This window comes from Pseudogemmobacter faecipullorum (assembly GCF_020539525.1).
In the GTDB taxonomy this organism is placed as follows: Bacteria; Pseudomonadota; Alphaproteobacteria; order Rhodobacterales; family Rhodobacteraceae; genus Pseudogemmobacter; species Pseudogemmobacter faecipullorum.
Map to the genome: position 1 here is coordinate 133,650 of NZ_JACDXX010000002.1, position 19,720 is coordinate 153,369.

General features: G+C 63.8%; 16 protein-coding genes. 5 read left to right on the top strand and 11 right to left on the bottom strand.

Going from position 1 to position 19,720, the window contains the following annotated elements:
• The first annotated feature begins 1 nt into the window (after window position 1).
• The 3 genes from argJ to H0485_RS02470 all read left to right on the top strand — a co-directional run bounded on the left by argJ (window position 2) and on the right by H0485_RS02470 (window position 2,166).
• Complete coding sequence (gene argJ / locus H0485_RS02460) at window positions 2-1,399, top strand: bifunctional glutamate N-acetyltransferase/amino-acid acetyltransferase ArgJ (protein ID WP_226933773.1); 1,398 nt, start codon at window positions 2-4, stop codon at window positions 1,397-1,399.
• 98 nt (window positions 1,400-1,497) lie between these two features.
• Window positions 1,498-1,896, top strand: a complete 399-nt coding sequence (gene mutT, locus H0485_RS02465) for an 8-oxo-dGTP diphosphatase MutT (protein ID WP_226933774.1) — start codon at window positions 1,498-1,500, stop codon at window positions 1,894-1,896.
• A gap of 120 nt (window positions 1,897-2,016) precedes the next feature.
• Complete coding sequence (locus H0485_RS02470; protein WP_226933775.1) at window positions 2,017-2,166, top strand: hypothetical protein; 150 nt, start codon at window positions 2,017-2,019, stop codon at window positions 2,164-2,166.
• 171 nt (window positions 2,167-2,337) lie between these two features.
• On the opposite strand, the gene infB is transcribed toward H0485_RS02470, so the two are convergent.
• From infB to rimP, 4 genes are read right to left on the bottom strand one after another with little or no spacing between them, the layout of a single operon-like run.
• Window positions 2,338-4,932 carry a translation initiation factor IF-2 gene (gene infB / locus H0485_RS02475; RefSeq protein WP_226933776.1) on the bottom strand — a complete coding sequence of 865 codons (2,595 nt, stop codon included), beginning with the start codon at window positions 4,930-4,932 and terminating at the stop codon, window positions 2,338-2,340.
• Window positions 4,933-4,937: 5 nt separating this feature from the next.
• A complete protein-coding gene (locus H0485_RS02480; protein ID WP_226933777.1) occupies window positions 4,938-5,588 on the bottom strand; it encodes an RNA-binding protein in 651 nt (216 codons plus the stop codon).
• A gap of 24 nt (window positions 5,589-5,612) precedes the next feature.
• Window positions 5,613-7,247, bottom strand: a complete 1,635-nt coding sequence (gene nusA, locus H0485_RS02485) for a transcription termination factor NusA (RefSeq protein ID WP_226933778.1) — start codon at window positions 7,245-7,247, stop codon at window positions 5,613-5,615.
• Between the two features lie 20 nt (window positions 7,248-7,267).
• A complete protein-coding gene (gene rimP / locus H0485_RS02490) occupies window positions 7,268-7,897 on the bottom strand; it encodes a ribosome maturation factor RimP (protein WP_226933779.1) in 630 nt (209 codons plus the stop codon).
• A 337-nt stretch (window positions 7,898-8,234) separates the two neighbouring features.
• Here rimP and H0485_RS02495 point away from each other — a divergent pair, with 337 nt between their 5' ends.
• Window positions 8,235-10,112: an autotransporter assembly complex protein TamA gene (locus H0485_RS02495; RefSeq protein ID WP_226933780.1), complete on the top strand. Its 1,878-nt coding sequence runs from the start codon at window positions 8,235-8,237 to the stop codon at window positions 10,110-10,112.
• Entirely contained in the window at window positions 10,112-13,648 is a 3,537-nt protein-coding gene (locus tag H0485_RS02500; protein WP_226933781.1) for a translocation/assembly module TamB domain-containing protein, read from the top strand. Before H0485_RS02495 ends, H0485_RS02500 begins: the two co-directional genes overlap by 1 nt.
• A gap of 234 nt (window positions 13,649-13,882) precedes the next feature.
• Here H0485_RS02500 and H0485_RS02505 read toward each other — a convergent pair whose 3' ends face one another.
• From H0485_RS02505 to H0485_RS02535, 7 genes are all read right to left on the bottom strand, one after another.
• Window positions 13,883-14,083, bottom strand: coding sequence for a hypothetical protein (locus tag H0485_RS02505; protein ID WP_226933782.1), 201 nt, complete (start codon window positions 14,081-14,083; stop codon window positions 13,883-13,885).
• A 276-nt stretch (window positions 14,084-14,359) separates the two neighbouring features.
• Window positions 14,360-14,977 (bottom strand): YjbF family lipoprotein, encoded by a 618-nt coding sequence (locus H0485_RS02510; RefSeq protein ID WP_226933783.1) that lies wholly within the window; start codon window positions 14,975-14,977, stop codon window positions 14,360-14,362.
• Window positions 14,968-17,070 (bottom strand): YjbH domain-containing protein, encoded by a 2,103-nt coding sequence (locus tag H0485_RS02515; RefSeq protein WP_226933784.1) that lies wholly within the window; start codon window positions 17,068-17,070, stop codon window positions 14,968-14,970. The genes H0485_RS02510 and H0485_RS02515 overlap by 10 nt, the downstream gene beginning before the upstream one ends.
• 241 nt (window positions 17,071-17,311) lie before the next feature.
• Window positions 17,312-17,755 carry a MarR family winged helix-turn-helix transcriptional regulator gene (locus H0485_RS02520; RefSeq protein WP_226933785.1) on the bottom strand — a complete coding sequence of 148 codons (444 nt, stop codon included), beginning with the start codon at window positions 17,753-17,755 and terminating at the stop codon, window positions 17,312-17,314.
• Window positions 17,752-18,612: a carbon-nitrogen hydrolase family protein gene (locus H0485_RS02525; RefSeq protein WP_226933786.1), complete on the bottom strand. Its 861-nt coding sequence runs from the start codon at window positions 18,610-18,612 to the stop codon at window positions 17,752-17,754. Before H0485_RS02525 ends, H0485_RS02520 begins: the two co-directional genes overlap by 4 nt.
• The gene (grxC, locus tag H0485_RS02530; RefSeq protein ID WP_226933787.1) at window positions 18,612-18,869 is read right to left on the bottom strand and encodes a glutaredoxin 3; all 258 of its coding nucleotides are present in this window, start codon (window positions 18,867-18,869) and stop codon (window positions 18,612-18,614) included. Before grxC ends, H0485_RS02525 begins: the two co-directional genes overlap by 1 nt.
• A gap of 32 nt (window positions 18,870-18,901) precedes the next feature.
• Entirely contained in the window at window positions 18,902-19,681 is a 780-nt protein-coding gene (locus tag H0485_RS02535) for a ComF family protein (protein ID WP_226933992.1), read from the bottom strand.
• Window positions 19,682-19,720 lie beyond the last annotated feature (39 nt).

The following is a 19,720-nucleotide window of genomic DNA, read 5'->3' on the forward strand; positions in this document are numbered from 1 at the left end:
TATGGCAAAGTCAGACTGGAAAGCCGAAGCCAAGGATCTGAAGAAAAAGATCCGCAAGCTGAAGGATCAGGTGACCGAAGCGCTCGGCCCGGTCAGCGAGGCGGTCAGTGATGCCGTGACTCAGGGGGTCAGCGGTGTCCGTGAGGCGGTAAAAAAGGCGGCTTCGGCAAAGCAGGTCTCGCCGCTGGCTCCGGCTCAGTTCCCCGATCTTCCAAAGATTGCCGGTGTCGAATTCGCCGCGGTCGAGGCGGGGATCAAATATCAGAACCGCAAGGATGTGATGCTGGTTCGCCTCGCGCCGGGCACGGCTGTGGCCGGGGCTTTCACCCGCTCTTCGACCCGTTCGGGCTGCGTGCGTGACTGCGAGAGCAAGCTTGCCATGAAGGTTCCGGTCGATGCCGGGGCGGCGATCATTGTGAACTCGGGCAATTCCAACGCCTTCACCGGCGCGGTTGGCGATAAGGCCGTGGCCGCTGTCACCGGCGGTGTGGCGAAAGCGCTGGGTCTGCCGGCAAGCCGGGTCTATTCCTCCTCGACCGGGGTGATCGGCGAGCCACTGCCGCATGAGAAAATCACCGCGGTGATCGATCAGCTGGCAGCTGGCCTCTCGGAAGAGGGCATCTCCTGGGCGGCTGAAGCCATCATGACCACCGATACTTTCCCCAAAGGTGCTGCGGCGGTGATCGAGGGCGAGGGCGGTCAGGTCAGAATCTCGGGCATTGCCAAAGGCTCGGGGATGATCGCGCCGGATATGGCGACGATGCTGGTCTATATCTTCACCGATGCCAGGATCAGCCAGGCCAGCCTGCAGAAACTGGTCTCGCGCAATCTGAACGGCAGCTTCAATTCGATCACCGTCGACAGCGATACCTCGACCTCGGATACGCTGCTGGTGGCGGCCACCGGCCTGTCTGAGGCGGCCGAGCTGAAAGGCGCGGCGCTGAAGGCTTTTGAGACCGCTCTTGCCGAAGTCATGCAGAACCTGGCTCTGCAGGTGGTGCGCGATGGTGAAGGCGCGACCAAGCTGATCGAAGTGCGGGTCTCGGGCGCGGCTTCCGATGAGGATGCAGCAAAGGTTGCCTTTGCCATCGCCAATTCGCCCCTGGTGAAAACCGCCGTGGCGGGCGAGGACCCGAACTGGGGCCGTATCGTTATGGCGGTGGGCAAATCCGGTGCTGCGGCCGAGCGCGATAAGCTCAATATCCGCTTTGGCGATATCCTCGTGGCCGAGAAGGGCTGGAAGAGCCCGGGTTATACCGAAGAGGATGGCGCGGCCTATATGAAGGGCCAGGAGCTGGTGATTGATGTCTCGCTGGGCATGGGCCGTGCAAAGCGCACGGTCTGGACCTGTGACCTGACCAATCGCTATATCGAGATCAACGCCGATTACCGCTCATAAAGTCAGGGCTCCGGCCCTGTCTTTCATCTGTCTGAAAATATCCCGGGGGTCCGGGGGCAGCGCCCCCGGCCTTCGGCTTTTGTGAAAGCCCTTTGCCGATGCGCACCCTGCTTGTCTCCGCTGTCGCCCTGATTGATGCCGATGGCCGTATCCTGCTGGCACAGCGCCCGGAGGGGAAATCTCTGGCGGGGCTCTGGGAATTCCCTGGTGGCAAGGTTGAGCCGGGCGAGACGCCGGAGGCCTGCCTGATCCGCGAGCTGAAGGAAGAGCTGGGCATCGACACCTGGAAAAGCTGCCTCGCGCCCTTGACCTTTGCCAGCCACAGCTATGAGGATTTTCACCTGCTGATGCCTTTGTTCGCCTGCCGCCGCTGGGAGGGGATCCCGAGCGGTCAGGAGGGGCAGAAGCTTGCCTGGGTGGCACCGGAAAAGCTGCGCGATTATCCGATGCCGCCCGCCGATCTGCCGCTGATCCCGATCCTGCGCGACTGGCTCTGAGCGGCAGCAGCGCCACAGGCGGAAATAATCGTATAAAAATGACAATCAATGCGCAGTAACATTTGAAATTGTGTCCAGACCCTGGCATCTTTTGGGAAAGAGAATCCGGGAGGGAACATAATGTTGCGCACAATTTCTATCGGCAGCTGTATCTCGGTGCAGGGATTGCAGATTGCCCAGAACACGGATGGCACGGTGGTGATCCGGGTTGATGACAAAACCTTCACCGGCCGCCCCGTGATGCCGAGCCAGGGCCACAGCGCCGCCTGAGCCCGGGGCCAAAAACCGATGACATGCAATGAATGGGCCGGGGCGCGTATCCCCGGCCTTTCTTTTTATCTGGCCCGATCCCTAGCGTGGGGGAGCAGAGCGGCAGCGATGCAATAGAAAAAGGCCGGAGATTGCTCTCCGGCCTTTATCGGTCTGTTGGGGTCAGGCAGCTCAGTCGAGCGTGCGCTGGATCTCTTCACGCTCGAAGATCTCGATCACGTCGTTCTGACGGATATCTTCGTAACGCTCGAAGGCCATGCCACATTCCTGGCCAGAGATGACCTCTTTGACCTCGTCTTTGTAGCGCTTCAGCGTCTTCAGCGTGCCCTCGTGGATCACCACGTTGTCGCGCAGCAGGCGCACGCCAGCCGAACGACGGGCCACACCCTCGGTGACAAGGCAGCCTGCGATATTGCCGACGCCGGTGATGCGGAAGACCTCGAGGACCTTGGCATAACCGATGAAATGCTCGCGCACTTCTGCTTTCAAGAGGCCCGAAGCGGCCTTCTTAATATCGTCAAGCAGATCGTAGATGATCGAGTAATAGCGGATCTCGACACCCTTCTGCGAGGAATTCGCCCGCGCGGTCGCATTGGCCCGCACGTTGAACGCCAGGATCGGGGCTTTCGAGGCATCGGCCAGACCCACATCGGAATCGGTGATTGCACCAACGCCGTAATGCAGGATCCGCACGCGGACCTCATCATTGCCGATCTTCTCAAGCGCCTGAACGATGGCTTCTGCCGAACCCTGCACGTCAGCTTTGACGATGACCGGCAGTTCCGTGACCGATTTATCGGCCTTGGCCTTGGCCATCAGCTGTTCCAGCGTGGTCGCGGCACCTGCCGCAGCGCGCTTATCCTTGCTCGCTTTTTCGCGATAGGTCGCGATTTCGCGGGCCTGGGCTTCCGAGCTGACCACGTCAAGCACGTCACCGGCCGAAGGCGTTCCGTCAAGGCCGAGCACCTCAACCGGCACCGAAGGTCCGGCCTCGGTTACGGTCTCGCCCTTGTCATTCACCAGCGCACGAACTTTACCCCATTTCTCGCCGACGACGAAGATATCGCCTTTGCGCAGGGTTCCGTTCTGGACTAGCACGGTCGCAACCGGGCCGCGGCCAACGTCAAGCTTGGCCTCGATCACTGCGGCACGGGCCGCACGATTCGGGTTCGCCGTCAGCTCGAGAACCTCAGCCTGGATGCTGATTGCCTCCAGCAGCTCGTCGATGCCCTGGCCGGTATGGGCCGAGACCTCAACATCCTGCACATCGCCCGACATCGCCTCGACGACGATTTCGTGCTGCAGCAGATCGGTGCGGACCTTGGTCGGATTGGCCGAGGGTTTGTCGATCTTGTTGATCGCCACGATGATCGGCACGCCGGCTGCTTTCGCATGGCTGATCGCTTCGACGGTCTGCGGCATCACCGCATCATCGGCAGCCACAACCAGCACGACGATATCCGTCACCTGAGCCCCACGCGAGCGCATCGAGGTGAAGGCAGCGTGGCCGGGGGTGTCGAGGAACGAGATCAGCTGACCATTCGGCGCTTTGACCTGATAGGCCCCGATATGCTGGGTGATGCCACCGGCTTCGCCCGTTGCCACCTGGGCCTTGCGGATGCGGTCAAGCAGCGAGGTTTTGCCGTGGTCAACGTGACCCATGATCGTCACCACCGGCGGCCGGGTGATCAGATCTTCAGCCTTGTCCTCGACGCTGTCGATGACCTGCTCAACATCTGCATCCGAAACGCGGACGGCTTTATGGCCGAATTCGCCGATCACCAGCTCTGCCGTATCGGCATCGATCGTCTGGTTCATGGTGACCATCATGCCCATTTTCATGAGCGATTTCACCACGTCAGCCGCACGTTCTGCCATACGGTTTGCCAGTTCCGAAACCACGATGGTCTCGGGCAGCTGCACATCGCGCACCTGCTTTTCCGACTTCTGGCCGAAGCCCATTGCCTTCTGGCGGGCTTTTTCCTGCTTACGCTTCATAGCGGCCAGCGAGCGCTGACGGCCACCTTCTTCACTGGTGGCAGCCGAAAGGGTCAGCTTGCCCGAGCGGCGACCTTCGTCGCCACGGCGGGCTGCACCCCGGTCGGTCTCACGGTTTTCACGCTCGCGATCAGTTTTGCGCGGGGTCGCAGTGGCCGGACGGGCGGCACCGGCCTCTTCCGTGCCGGGGCGCGGACGGCTCTGGCCTGCACCACGATCAGCGGGGACAGCCGGATCTGCCTCTTTGGCAGCCGGAGCCGCCGAAGCGGGCTGGCGACGCTGCGTGCCAAGAATATCAGCCTTACGGGCCGCGGCCCGGTTTTTGGCTTCTTCCTCGGCTTCACGCTTGAGGCGCTCTTCCTCTTCGGCCTTGGCACGCAGAGCGGCGACGCGCTGGCGGTCCTCACGCTCTTTGGCCTCGATTTCCTCGCGGCGACGCTGGCGCTCTTCCTCGCGCTCTTTCTCTTCTGCGGCGCGCTTCGCTGCATCTTCCTGCTCGCGGGCTTTCGCCGCGCGCAATGCATCGAGGCGGCGCTGCATCTCAGCGTCGGTGATCCCGGCGGGGCGCTTGGAGGGGTCGCCCAGATGGGACGAACCTGATCCGCTGCCGCCTGCACCCGGTTTGGCCGGGTTGGGCACCACAACGCGCTTGCGCTTGGTCTCAACAACCACCGCATGGGTCCGTCCGTGCGAGAAGCTCTGCTTCACCGAACCGGAACGGGGGCCAGCACCAAGCCCGAGGGGTTTTTTGCCGTCAGTATCGCTCATCCGTCCTACATATCCTTCCCGGCGGTTTCCCCGCCGAACTGCCTGTCGGTTTCGCGGGCCCCCTGGCCCTGGCGCATTCCGGCAAGCCTTGCCGCTTCCTCTGCAACGCGGGTCGTGAGTCCACCAGCGGCAAGCGCCGCGTGTATGGCACGTTCACGACCGAATGCCAAACCCAATTCCCCCGCTGTCAGCCAGGAAATCAGGCGGTTTTCGCCCGCAGGAGGTCTGAGCTTGGCTTTGCCGCGCTCGGAACCATCTTCAGCCTGGATCAGCAGCTTGGCGCGTCCTGATACAAGCCATTCCTTCACCTTCTCATAGCCGGTAACGGCATCGCCGGCCTTGCGGGCGAGGGCGATCAGATCGATCACCCGGCGCGCGAGAAGCTCCGCTACCAGATCGGCCAGCCCGTCAGGGGCTTTGACCGCCTGTCTGGCTGCACGGGAAAACAGCCCCTTCTGTGCAGCCTTTTCGATCAGCGCCCGGTCTGCGCTGACCCAGATCCCCCGGCCCGGCAGCCGCTCGAGTATATCGGGCACTACCTCACCAGAGGGACCAATAACAAAACGGACGAGGCCGCCTTTCGGCCCCGTCTCGCCGGAAACGATACATTTCCGTTCCGGCTCGTCCTGCAATTTAACCCGGCCGCCGCGCGTCATCGCGGAATCTCCCGAGGCCTGAGATCAGGCCCCGGCCTCCTCGGTGTCTGCGGCGTCCTCGCCATCCTCATCCCCGGCCTCTTCTTCTGCCGCGGCCATCTCCGTCGGGTCCACCCAGCCCAGCATGACACGTGCGGTCATCACCATGGTCTGGGCTTCTTCGAGGGTCATTTCGAACTTCTCGAGGATGCCTTCGTCTTTCTTGCGCTGGCCATTTTCGGTGGTCCAGCCGCCCGCCAGCTCCCAGTCGGCGCAGGTGGCGAAATCTTCCAGCGTTTTCACGCCATCTTTGCCAAGGGCCTCCAACATCTGGGGGGTGAGGCCCTCAAATTCAATAAGGCTTTCCTCAACACCCATAGCGCGGGCCGCTTCCAGGGCTTTTCTGGCCTGTTCTTCGAGGTAATCGCGGGCCCGGGCCTGCAGCTCGCCTGCGGTGGCCTCATCAAAACCATCGATCGACAGCAGCTCGTCGAGATCGACATAGGCGACTTCTTCGAGATTGGTGAAGCCTTCGGCCACCAGCAGCTGCGCCATCATCTCGTCAACGTCGAGCGTTTCCATGAACAGCGCGGTGCGGGCGGCAAACTCGGCCTGGCGACGGCTCGATTCCTCGGCCTCGGTCAGGATGTCGATGTCGAGCGCCGTCAGCTGCGAGGCCAGACGCACGTTCTGGCCACGGCGGCCAATCGCCAGCGACAGCTGTTCATCGGGGACCACGACCTCGATCTTGCCGGCATCCTCATCGAACACGACTTTGGAGACCTGGGCCGGCTGCAGCGCGTTCACGAGGAAAGTCGCCGGGTCCTGGTTCCACGGAATGATGTCGATCTTCTCGCCCTGCAGCTCGTTGACCACCGCCTGAACGCGCGAGCCGCGCATACCGACGCAGGCGCCGACCGGGTCGATCGAATTGTCATAGGAGATCACAGCGATCTTGGCGCGCGAGCCCGGATCACGGGCCACGGCCTTGATCTCGATGATGCCGTCATAGATTTCCGGCACTTCCATCTTGAACAGCTCGGCCATGAACTGCGGATCGGTGCGCGACAGGAAGACCTGTGGACCACGCACTTCGCGGCGCACGTCTTTGATGTAGCAGCGGATCCGGTCGCCGATGCGGTAGGCTTCACGGCCGATTTTTTCATTGCGGCGCAGGATGCCTTCGCCACGGCCGATGTCGACGATGACATTGCCATATTCTTCGCGCTTGACCGCGCCGTTGATGATCGTGCCCTTGCGATCCTTGAATTCGTCATACTGACGGTCACGCTCGGCTTCGCGCACCTTCTGCAAGATGACCTGCTTGGCGGATTGCGCGGCGATGCGGCCCAGATCAACCGGCGGCACCTCATCAACAATCTCATCGCCGATCTGCGGATCAGAGAGATATTGCTTTGCCTGTTTGACGGTCAGCTGGGCGTGGTAATTCTCAACCGCCTCATCCTCGACCACGGTGCGGACGCGGGTGAAAGAGGCGCGACCGGTTTTGCGGTCGATCAGCACGCGGATGTCCATATCGGCGCCGTAGCGCGATTTGGCAGCACGGGCGAGGCTGTCTTCCATCGCCTGGATCACCAGATCCGGGTCGATCATCTTCTCGCGGGCGACCGCCTCGGCGGTCTGGAGAAGTTCAAGCTGGTTGGCCGAAGTGATCGCCATGGGTTACTTTCTCCCGGTGCTTAATGTCTGGTCGAGGGGGTGTCGTCGCCGTCTGCGGCCTCATCCCCATCGGTTTCGTCAGTCTCTTCGATCTCGTCGAAACCACCCTCTTCGGGCAGCTGCACTTTGCGCTGGCGCAGCATTTCGGCGATCAGCTCGTCGGTCAGGATCAGCTTGGCATCCGAGAGCCAGTCGAACTGCAGGCCGATAATGATGGTCTGGCCCGATTGTTCGATTTCGATCAGGATCTCGCCATCCTCGACGCCTTTCAGCTCGCCCTTAAAGCGGCGCTGGCCTTCGATCAGCTCGGAGGTCTCGATCCGGGCTTCCCAGCCCGCCCAGGTCTCAAAATCCTTCAGCCGGGTCAGCGGGCGGTCGATGCCGGGTGACGAGACCTCAAGGGTGTAGAGCTCTTCAATCGGATCCTCGACATCGAGCAGCGCCGAAAGCGCCACCGAGATTTTCGCGCAATCCTCGACGCCGATCCCGCCTTCGGGGCGGTCGGCCATGATCTGCAGGGTGCGCTGTACCTTGCCATGGCCACCGGCCAGGCGGATACGGACCAGCTCATAGCCCAGGTCTTCGATCACCGGAGCGGTCAGCTCGGCGAGGCGGCGGTCAATGGCAGTCTTTGCGATCAGATCGGTCATCCGGGTTCCAAAACGAAAAAGCGGGCTCAGCGGCCCGCTTGCTTTTCCGGTTAGCCTCGGGAGTGGACCCCGAAGCCGCTGTTGAGGATCATATAGGCTGATCCTCAGGGATTCGCAAGCACTGAAGCCCCTGCTCGCGGTTTCCCACCGCCGGACCTGTGCCAGTGGTGGCTGGTCCGGGCAGGGGCAGCTCCCCCGGAGGGCTGCCGGGTCGATGACGGGAATGATGCGCTGCTGCCTGGAAAATGCGGTTGCGCCCGGGCTCTGCGGTTGCTCCCGCGGAAAGCGATTGCCATAGTGGCCCGAGTTTCGGAGGTCAGGTGATTTGGGTCAGTTTTTGCAGAAAAAACTCCGGAAGTCGGGGTCAGGGACCGCAGGGCAGGAAAAACCGGCGCAGCTGGCCAGGGGGCGTCGCCGCAATCAGCTGCGCCTTGCCGTGGCGGGGCTTGCGACAGCGGCCAGCATCGGCGCCTTTGCTTCCGGCACGCTGGCTTTTGACGGGCCGGAATTTCAGGTGGTTGGTGAGGATAAAACCCTGACCCAGCTGGTGCGCCGCAGCTCGCTGCTGCTGGCGCAGAGCGATGAGAAGGTCACCAATCCGGAAGATCTGTTCACCGCCGCCCGGGCCGATTACGCCAGGCTGCTCGCCGCGCTCTATGCCGAGGGCTATTATGCCCCGGTGATCCGCATCACCCTTGATGGCCGCGAGGCTGCGTCGATCGCGCCGCTGGATGCCCCGGCCCGGGTGGGCGCGGCGCTGATTTTTGTTGATCCGGGGCCGCGTTTTGCCTTTTCGCGCACCTCAGTAGCGCCGCTGGCGCCGCGCACCACGCTGCCTGTCGATTTCCGTGCCGGTGCGCCGGCACGCGCCGGGGTGATCAGCGAGGCGGTTTCGGCGGCAACCCTCGCCTGGCGCGAGGAGGGCCATGCGAAGGTGCGCGTTTCACGTGAAGACATCCTCGCCAATCATCCCGAACGCACACTTTCGGCGGTGGTCGGGCTTGCGCCGGGCCCCAGCCTGCGCTTTGGCCCGGTCAGCGTGAAGGGGGCGGACCGGATGGATCTGCGCCGGGTGCTGAAAATCGCCGGGCTGAATGAGGGGACGAAGTTCAGCCAGACCGAGCTGGACCGGGCGGCAAACCGTCTGCGCCGCTCCGGGGTGTTCTCTTCGGTAAGTCTGACCGAAAGCGAGCAGGTGCTGCCCGGCGGGCTGCTGCCGATCGAAATCACCGTCGCTGAGCATAAGACCCGGCGCTATTCGGTCGGTGCCGAACTGTCCTCGGTCGATGGCGCGGCGCTGAGCGGCTACTGGCTGCACCGCAATCTGCTTGGCGGCGGCGAGCGGCTGCGGGTGGATGCCTCGATCAGCAATATCGGCGCGGGCGACAGCGGCGTGGATTATGAGCTGGGCGTCACGCTTGACCGACCGGCCACGCTTACCCCCGATACCACGGCCGGCATTCTGGCAAAGATCGGCCATCTCGATGAGGTGGATTATGATGCCGATTATGCCGAGCTGGGCCTGACGTTTACCCAGTATTTCTCGGAACAGCTGACCCTGCGCGGCGGCCTGTCCTATGAGCAGGTGCAGGGCAGGGATCCGACCGGGACCTTCCGCTACCGCAACCTCTCGCTGCCCTTTGGCGCGACCTGGGACCGGCGCGACAGCACCACCGATGCGAAAAAAGGCTTCTATATCGATGGCACGGCCAAGCCGTTCCTCGGTTTCAGCGACACCGGCTCGGGCCTGCGCATGACGCTGGACGCGCGCGGCTACCGCAGCTTCTCGGATCAGCGCTTTACCGTGGCGGCCAGGCTGCAGGGCGGGGCCGTGCTCGGCTCGGATCTGCTCGATACGCCGCGCGATGATCTGTTCTTCTCGGGCGGCGGCGGCAGCGTGCGAGGCCAGACCTACCGCTCGCTTGGCATTGAAACGCCCGATGGTCTGGGCGGCACCTATCTGATCGGTGGCACCGAATATGCGGCCGGCTCGCTGGAGCTGCGCGCCCGTTTTGGCGAGAGCTGGGGTGGGGTGGCCTTTATCGATGCCGGTTTTGTCGGGGCGGATGGCGAAAGCGAAAGCCATGCCGGGGCCGGGATCGGTGTGCGCTATGAGACCGGCTTCGGCCCGATCCGCTTCGATGTGGCGGCGCCGATCAGCGGCCCGAATGATGATGGTGTGCAGATCTATATCGGTCTGGGACAGGCGTTCTGATGCGACATTCAAATCTTCTTCTCAGCGTCGCCACCTCGGCCCTGCTGATCACCCAGCCCTTTGCCGCCCGGGCAGATGACCGCAGCTATCTGACCGCTTTTCTTGAGGACAGCCTCTCGGGCGCCGGGCGGAAGGTGACGATCACCGGCTTTGCCGGGGCCCTGTCCTCGCGCGCCACCATGCAGCAACTGACCATTGCCGATGACCAGGGGGTCTGGCTCACGCTTGATGATGTGGCGCTGGACTGGAGCCGCACGGCGCTGCTCTCGGGCCAGGTCATCGTGAATGAGCTTTCCGCCGGGGCGATCCGGCTGGAGCGGATCCCGGAGGGCGATCCGGAGACCACCACACCCGAGGCGGGCAGTTTCGAATTTGCTTTGCCCGATCTGCCGGTCTCGATCGATATCGGCATGCTGAAAGCCGGAAAAATTGCGCTGGGTGAGGCGGTTCTGGGCCAGCCGGTCGAAGGGACGCTGAGCTCGGAAGTGCATCTGAACGGCGGCGAGGGCACGGCAGAGCTGTTGCTGACGCGCACCGATGACGGGCCGGAGGGTGAGATCAGCCTGAATGCCAGCTATTCCAACGAGACCCGGCATCTGGCGCTGGATCTGACCGCGCGCGAGGGTGCGGGCGGGATCGTGGCCGATAAGCTGGATCTGCCGGGCGATCCGGCGGCGGCGCTCTCGCTGAAAGGCGAGGGCACGTTTGATGATTTCGCCGCCGTTTTCCGTCTGGAAAGCGACGGGGCCGAGCGCCTTGCCGGGCCGATCACCCTTAAAACGGATGCGGCTGGCGCGCGGGGCTTTACCGCGCAGCTGGAAGGCAATCCCGCGCCGCTGTTCATGCCCGATTATGCCGAATTCCTCGGCGAGAGACTGGCGCTGGATGTGGCCGGGGCGCTGGCGCCTTCGGGGGCGCTGACCCTTGAGCAGCTGGATCTGCAGGCGCGCTCGGTCAATCTGCAGGGGCAGTTGCGGCTGGCGGCGGATGGTCTGCCTCAACTGATTGACCTGCAGGCAAAAATTGCCGACCCGGCGGGCGGGCTGGTGATCCTGCCGGTCTCGGGGCCCGAGTCGATGCAGGTGAAATCTGCCGATCTGGCGCTGGTCTTTGACGCGGCGCAGAGCGCGGGCTGGACACTGGATCTGACGGCGCTTGGCTTTGAGCAGGGGGCGACGAAAGCGGAGCGCATGGCGCTGACCGGCGCGGGCCGTATTGACCGCCAGGCAGGCGCGCGGGGCCTTGATGGCAAACTGAATTTTGCTCTGAGCGGGCTTTCGGGTCTGGAGCCGGGGCTTCAGGCGGCGCTGGGAGCGCGCTTTGATGGCGAGGCGCAGTTCGTGCTGCGCGAGGGCGATACGGGCGGGCTGAAACTGCCGCAGATCACGCTCAATGGCGCTGATTACGGCCTGACCGGCAGCGCCGGGGTGCAGGGGATCGGCGAGGCGCTGAACACCAGTCTCGATCTGCAGGTCAGGGCCAGCGATCTGGCGCGGTTCTCGGCCCTGGCCGGGCGCCCGCTCGGCGGCCAGGCAGAGGTGGCCCTGAAGGGGGATGTCACACCGCTGACCGGTGCATTTGATCTGGATATGACGGTTGCGGGCCGTGGCCTGACCACCGGTATTGCCGAGGCTGACCGGCTGCTGGCCGGCGGCTCGGTGATCACTGCCGCGATGCTGCGCGATACCAGCGGAACCACTTTGCGCAGTTTCAGTGCAAAGGCCGCGAGCCTCGCTGTGACGGGGCAGGGTAAACTGCAGTCGTCCGGGCTCAGCCTGACTGCCGATATCGACTGGGCCAATCTGGCCGATCTCGGCCCGAATTACGGCGGTGCGCTGAAAATCAGCGGCGGCTTTGAGGGCACGGCTGAGAATGGTCTCGCGAGTTTCAGCGGCGGGGGGGAGGGGCTGCGCATTGGCCAGGCTGAGGTCGACCGGCTGATCGCGGGACGTTCCGATCTGGCGCTGAGCGTGGCGCTGACCGAGGGCGCGCCGGTGCTGCGCAGCCTTGATCTGAAATCGCCCAATCTGACCGCCGAAGTGAAGGGCGAGGGTAACAGCGGGGCAATGGCGGTCAGCGGCCGGCTGAGAGATCTGGCGCTGCTGGCCCCCGAATTCCCGGGGCCGGTGACGCTGAGTGGCCGCCTTGTGCCCGAAGGGGCCGGGGTGCAGACCAATCTGCGGCTCCAGGGACCGGCAGGAATTGATGCAAGGGTAACCGGCTTTGCCGGCGCTGTCCCGGATCTGACGGTGACCGGCACCGGCCAGGCGGCGGTGGCCAACGGGCTGAGCGATCCGGTCACGCTCGATGGCCAGCTGCGCTATGACATCCGGATGGCAGGGGGCTGGGCTCCGGCAAATGCCTCGGGCCGCTTGACGCTGGCCAATGGGCAGATTGCCATTCCGGCGCGTGGCCTGTCGCTCGAGCGGGTGGCGGCTTCGGTTGATCTGAACGGCGGCACTGCCCGGCTGAGTGCAACCGGCGAGGCCACACGCGGCGGGCAGTTACGGCTCGATGGCGGACTGGGGCTTGCCGCACCCTATGCAGCGGATCTCAATCTGATGGTCTCGCGCCTGGTGCTGCGCGACCCCGAGCTGTTTGCCACGGCGATTGATGCCAGTCTGGCGCTGAACGGCCCGCTGCTGGGGGCGGCGCAGCTGAGCGGTCGTGTCACCCTGGGCGAGACCGAGCTGCGCGTCCCCTCGACAGGTTTTGCTTCGGCTGCAGATCTCGAGGCGGTGCGCCATACCGGCGATACCGCCGAGGTGCGCGCCACCCGCGCCCGCGCCGGGGTGGGCGCAGCAGGGGCCAGCGCCGCGCAGGATACAGGCGGGTTGCCGCCCTGGGGGCTGAATGTCACCCTTGGCGCCCCGAACCGGGTCTTTGTGCGGGGCCGTGGTCTGGATGCCGAGCTAGGTGGCCAGCTGCAGGTCAATGGCACGCTGAGCAATATCGTGCCTTCGGGGGCGCTGGAACTGGTGCGCGGCCGGCTCGATATTCTCGGCAAGCGCCTGGTTCTCGATACCGCCAGCCTGGTGATGGAGGGCAGCTTCATCCCCTATATCACCTTTATCGCCACCAATGTGTCAGATGAGGTGACCTCGATTGTGACGATCGAGGGGCCGGCGAATGATCCGGTGGTGAGCTTCAGCTCTGATCCCGCTCTGCCGCAGGAAGAGGTGCTGGCCTGGCTGCTGTTCGGACGGGGCCTCGATACGATCTCGGCCTTCCAGGCGCTGCAGCTTGCCAATGCTGTGGCCACTCTGGCCGGGCGCGGCGGAGAGGGAATTGTCAGCAAATTGCGCAAAGGCACTGGTTTTGACGACCTTGATGTCAGCACCGCGGCGGATGGCACCACTTCGGTCAATGCCGGGAAATATATTGCGAAGAATGTTTATACCGAGCTGGGGGTGGATCAGGACGGCAATACGCGAATCAACCTGAACCTCGATCTGCGCCCCGGCGTCACGGTGAAGGGCAGGGTGGATACCGATGGCAGCAGCGGCCTGGGGCTTTTCCTGGAGCGCGACTACTAAGGTTAACCGAAGATATTAACCATAAACCCCGGGTTGCGCCCAGGGCGACGGAGAGGGGTGCTGCGGCGCTCCTCTTTTGTTTTGCGCCCCCTGGGTGGCGCAACCCCGAACCGGGCGCAGGCGGTGGCTCCTGTGGCGCATGCGCTGTGATCCTGCCGGGCTAAGGCCCTGGAGAAAAAAGAAAAGGGCCAGCATGCGCCAGCCCTTTCTTCTTCCGTCTATGCAGTGTGACGATTACGAATCGTCGCCGCCGCAAGCGATTGCGCAGAGCGCTGCCGCACCGAGAAGCAGCGGAACCCAGACGCCACCGGTGCTCGAGGTGCGCTCGGTCACAACAACCGGCTCCACTTCGTCAACGATGACAACCGGACCGCCAGCGAAAGCGGTCGAGGCAACGAGGGACAGCGCAAGCGCCGAAGTCAGTACTTTTTTCATGATAACCTCCAAAACGACTCCAACTTCCGCATAGCATTATTCGGGGCGTATCCAAAGTGAATCTCCCCAAAACAAGGGGAAATGTGGCTTTCTGGCCATGGTAAAGGCTGTGAACCAGGCGAAATGCTGCGCATGCGAAGGGGGCAGGCCGCCCGGACGTAGAGCCGGGGTGAAGCCTGTCTGCCGATGGTTGTCAGGGGGCAAAAAAAGAAAAAGCGGGCGCAGCCATTTTGGCCCGCCCGCTCTCTGGTGCCAGGGTCGGCTCCGGACAGATTCTCAGTCGATCACGCGCTCAAACTCAACCCGGCCGATGCCGGGGCTGACCCATTCCTGGGATTTGCGGATCCGGCCGCCCTCGACCCAGTAATGATTGGTGATGCGCCCGACATCACGCTCGCAGGTTTCGGCAAGTTTGCTGGCAGTATAGGCGCGGCCATAGATCACCAGCGACTCGCTTCCGGTCCGGCTCATCTGACACTGATAGTCCCGCCGCCCGGTCTGGTCATCGTCATCGACATAGAAATAGGCGCGGCGATGCGCCTGGCCGCTGAGGATCTGCCCGGCGGAGGGCGCGGCCGAGGACATCAGATCGGCGCCAAGGCCGCGGGTCTCGATCAGCACATCATTGCGGAAGCTGAACAAAGTGCCATCGGCCGCCATCCAGTTCACCACATCGCCGCGCCGGTCACGAATGGTCAGGAAGGTTTCGATGCCACGCGAGGGCACTGTGAGCTTCATCACCGGCTGGCCGGATTTCGCAATATCGGCGCGGCTGACCTTGCCGATCGGGGCCAGGGTACCAGGGCCTGCCTCGGGCAGGATTTTGCTGATCGTGCCACAGCCGGTGAGGGCCAGAGCAGCGGCACAGGCCGCGAGGATGTTTTTCACCGCCATACCCGATCCCACTGGTCGTCAACCCGTTCCTGGTGATAGTCGCGCAGGCTCTGATAGAGGCGGCCCTCGACATCGACGCGCGCGCCGCCATCGCGCTGCAGCGGACGGATGGTTTCGCTGAACTGTTGCCGGCTTGGCCGGCTCAGCAGCCAGTTCATCGGAATGGTCAGGCGCAGGCCCTTGTCAAACGACCCCTCGCCGAACTCTTCCTTGCTGGCATCGGTGAAAGTGGCAAAAGCGCCGACTTTCCAGCCATTGGCAAATTCGCGGTCGAGGGTAAGGGTCGCGCCGACATCACCGGCAAGATAGCGGCCGACATCAAGCTGGCCGAGATAGCCATTGCCGAAATCATAATAGGCCGAGACATGGCCGGTGACGGTCTCACGCTCGTAAAACACCTCGCCCAGCGGGCCGCTGTCATCGGGGTCACGCATATAGCCAAAGCCGAACAGGCCGTCGGTGTCGCGCTGGCGGGTGAAATTCACCTCGGCGCCAAGCGCCAGCCGGCCATTGACCGGCTTCCACAGCACCTCGCCTGAAATGCCGCCATGCATCCGCTCGAGGTAGCCGAAAGTCACCCGGCTGTAGATATTCTCGGCGGGATGGGCGTACCAGGCGAGGGTCAGGCGCTCAACCGCGAAGCCGCCATCCTCATAATATTTGCGGCTGTCGCTGCGAACCGGGTCGAGCGTGCCGCCCTTATCGCGAAAGGTAATCTTGTCGAAATTCTCGGCCAGGCGCTGATAGGCGGTGCCCGAAACGATCCAGCCCGGGGCGATATCATAGCTGGCAGTGCCGCGCAGGCCGATATCGCCGCGCGCCGGGGCCGAGATCCGGTAGGCGGGAATGGCGCGCCAGCGGAATTTTGGATAGAGGCCGGCATCCGGTCCCAGACCGCCGGGGATCATCGCACCGGCATCGGCGAAAGTGATCCGCTCGCGCAGCACCTGACCATTGTTGGGGGTGTGTTCAAGCCGCTCCAGATCCGAACGCCGGAGTGTGACCTTTGAGGCCGCCATGCCCCGCACCACCGGAACAATCTCAAAGGTCTCAACCGAAGCCGGCATCACGATCGACAGGGCGCGCGCCGTACGGCCGATCGCCTGGGAGGGCGCGTCGATTTTTGAATTGCGGATCCGGATCTGCACCCGGTCGGCAGTATAGGCGAAATCCTCGATCGAGATGCCATCGGGGCCAAGGTAGCGCGCGAGATTCTTGCGCAGCAGCGGATTGGCATCGCCCTGGGTGACCCAGCCCTTATCCCAGGCCTCGGGGTCTGCCGCAGGAGAGGGCCGCGCCACCACCGGCACCGGGCCCGAGCCAAGAATGCCGATGCTGCCGGGGCGGCGCTTCGGATCCATGACCATATTAAAGCTCAGACCGATTTCGCTGCCATAGAGCGAATAGAGCCCGATGGTGGTGAAATCGCCCCAGCGGTATTCAGCGCCGAAGTTAAAAGGCGTCCTGCGCTCGAAAGTCTGGCGCAGTCCGGCTTCGGTCGCATAGGCGTCGGTCGAATATTCCGCCTTCACGCTCCAGCGGTCGTTGATCTGGTATTCCAGGCCGCCGAAGACGGCCATATCGCCTTTGAACCAGTTGCCCGCATTCAGTTCGCTGCCGCGGTCGCGGATCGAATCAAAGCCCGGGCCGCGCTCGCCAAATGGTGTGGCGACCGGATTATAGCTGGCCAGGCGCCCCCAGCCGAGGCCGCCGGTGACCTTAAGCCGCTCGCCGAAGGTTTTGGTGGCGACCAGATATTCTGCCGCATTCAGTCCGGTGCCCAGCACATCCTGCAGGCCAAGCGTGATGGCCGGGGTCCAGGCACCCTCCTCCAGCAGCCGCAGCCGCAGATCGAAACTGCGGTCATTATACGAGGTATAGCCGCTGGGATCGGGCAGGACATCATCCCATTTGGAGGTGTTCTGCAGCCGGTAGCTGGCAGAGAGCCAGGGCGTGATCTGGAAATGGATCGTGCCGCGCGAGATCGGCCCGAAGCGGCTTGCGCTGATGACAAAATTCCCGTCAGGCAGCGCCTCGCCTGAGGGCATATCTATGAGACCGGGCACACCGCTGAAGCTCAGCGAGGGTTTCATTTCAGCGAGGGCAACAGGCGCACCAGAAACAAGTAAAACCGATGCGCAGACTGCCGTAAGTACAGGGCTGCGTCTGCTTTCGAGCAAGAGAATTCCTCCATAGACCGAAGTTTATGCGGCTCGCTGTGTTAAAGGGCAAGTCTTCTCACCAGAGCCCCGCGATGGCCTGGCGAATTATCGGCATTTTCGACGCAGCAGGGGGGATTTTTGGCGATGCAGGCCGGAAAAGCCGGGGGCGTGGTCAGCCCTGTTCCAGCCGGGCGCGCAATTCGCGCAAAACCGGCAGAACGGCGCGCACCCGGTCGGGGCCGAGCGCCTCGACCACTTCACCGATGAGCGGCGCAACCGATTGCACCGCCGCATCGCGCGCGGCGCGGCCCGAGGGGCTGATGGCCACGAATTTGCGCCGCGCATCATCCCAGTCGGGGCGGATATGCACATGTCCGGCCCATTCCAGCCGGTTCAGTGTATTGGTCATGGCACCACGTGTCACGTGAAACGCCCGGGCCAGCTGGGCGGGCGTACGTTCCTCGCCGAGGCCCGCCAGATGGTTCAGCACCGAGAAATGCGACAGCTCCATCCCGCGCGGCAGCACTTTTGAGATGCGGTTGCGGGCCAGCTGATCGGCCATGAACAATTCGCTGAACAATGCGATGGCCATGTCATCGCTGCGACTTTCGCTCATGCCCCGGTTCCGGCCAGGGAAAGGCCCGCCGGTCCGGCAAACGCCCGGTCATGTGCAATCGAAGGCACGCGGCTCCGGGCACGGCTGACTGCCCCGGGGTCGATTTCAACGAAGGTCACGCCCGGGGCCTCGCCGCCATCGGCCAGCACCTCACCCCAGGGGGCAATGGCCAGAGAATGGCCCCAGGTCCTGCGACCCCTGCCATGCGCTTCCGGATGATAGCCGCATTGCGCCGGTGCGAGCACGAAAGCGCCGTTCTCAATCGCCCGGGCGCGCAGCAGCACTTCCCAATGGGCGCGGCCGGTGGTGTCATTGAAAGCAGCGGGTACGGTGAGGATCGTGGCACCGGCCTGGGTCAGGCGGCGGAACAGCTGCGGGAAGCGCAGGTCATAGCAGACCGCCATCCCGAGCGTGCCAAAGGGGGTCTGCGCCGTTACCGCGCGCTCGCCTGGGCGGTAGCCCGCGCTTTCGCGGTAGACCTCGGTCTCCGAGACATTCACGTCGAACATGTGAATCTTGTCATAGCGCGCCAGCACCGCGCCATCGGGCCCGATCAGGAAAGAGCGGTTGGCAAAGCGGCCATCCGCATCATGGGTCAGCAGGCCCAGCGAGCCGATCAGCAGATATTTCCCAGCCTTTGCTGCCGCATCGCGCAGAGCGGCGAGCGTCGGATCCTCTGCCTCATGATGATAGACCGAGGCCTGATGCGCCCGGCTCGACGAGAGGCAATTCGTCATTTCAGGCGTCAGAATGAAATCCGCGCCGCCGCTGACGGCTTCGTTGAAATACTGAAGCACCGCCGCCAGATTGGCGGGGGGGTCATCGCTGACCGTCAGCTGAATCAGCGCGGCACGCATCAGTCAGCCAGCAGGCTGTCAAGCCGCCCCTCATGTTCCAGCGCATGCAGATCATCGCTGCCACCGACATGGGTCTCGCCGATAAAGATCTGCGGCACGGTCCGGCGGCCTGCGGCGCGATTGGTCATCGCGAGGCGCAGATCGGGGTCACGGCTGACGTCGATCTCGGTGAAAGTCACGCCTTTTTTGCTCAGCAGCCGCTTGGCGGCGAGGCAATAGGGGCAGGTAGGGGTGGTGTAGATTTCGACTTGGCGCATGATAATCCCTCAATCCTGGCGACTATAGGGATTTAGGTCTCTTTCGCAACGCGTGCGAGGGGCAGAACAGAAACCCGTTCTGCGCCTGCGGCATAACAGGCGAGGCTGGCGGCGCTCAGGGTGGCGCCCGAGGTCATCACATCATCCACGATCAGCACCGGCCGCCCCCGGATCAGCTCTGCGCCCCGGCGTGAGGCGAGGATACTGCCGCTGAGCCTGGCGAAACGGGCAGCGCGGGACTGGCCCTCAAGCGGGGCGGTGTAACGCGGGCGGATCAGCGCATCGGGGCAGCAGGGGTGTCCGGTGGCTGCGGCAAGTGCCCTGGCGAGCAGCGCTGCCTGATTATAGGGGCGGCGCAGCAGCCGCCAGCGATGCATGGGCACCGCGAGAATCAGCGTCTCCGGCAGCAAAAGCGGCGTGGCGGCCCGGGCAAGCCAGCGCCCCATCGGCCGCGCCAGATCGAGCCGGTCCCCGTGTTTCAGCGCCAGCACCAGCCTGCGCCCGGTGCCGCTGTAGAGCATCGCCGCGCGCCCGGAATGCCAGGGCGGCGGGGCGCTGTGGCAGTCCTCACAGCTGAGATGCGCCTGCATCTCCGGCCCGGCGGTACGGACCGGCAGACCGCAAAACTGACAGCAGGCCCCGGAGATAAAGGGCATATCGCGCCAGCAGGGGCCACAAAGCGCGAAATCCTGATCGGTCAGCGTGCCGCAGGACAGGCATTGCGGCGGATAGACCAGCCGGGTGCCGGCGCGGATTGCCGCTGCCGCGAATCGCAGCAGTGGCAGGCCCTGATGACCGGCCAGGCGGGTCATCTCTTGCATCCGCGCCCGCCGGGCCTATTTTCCCCCCCT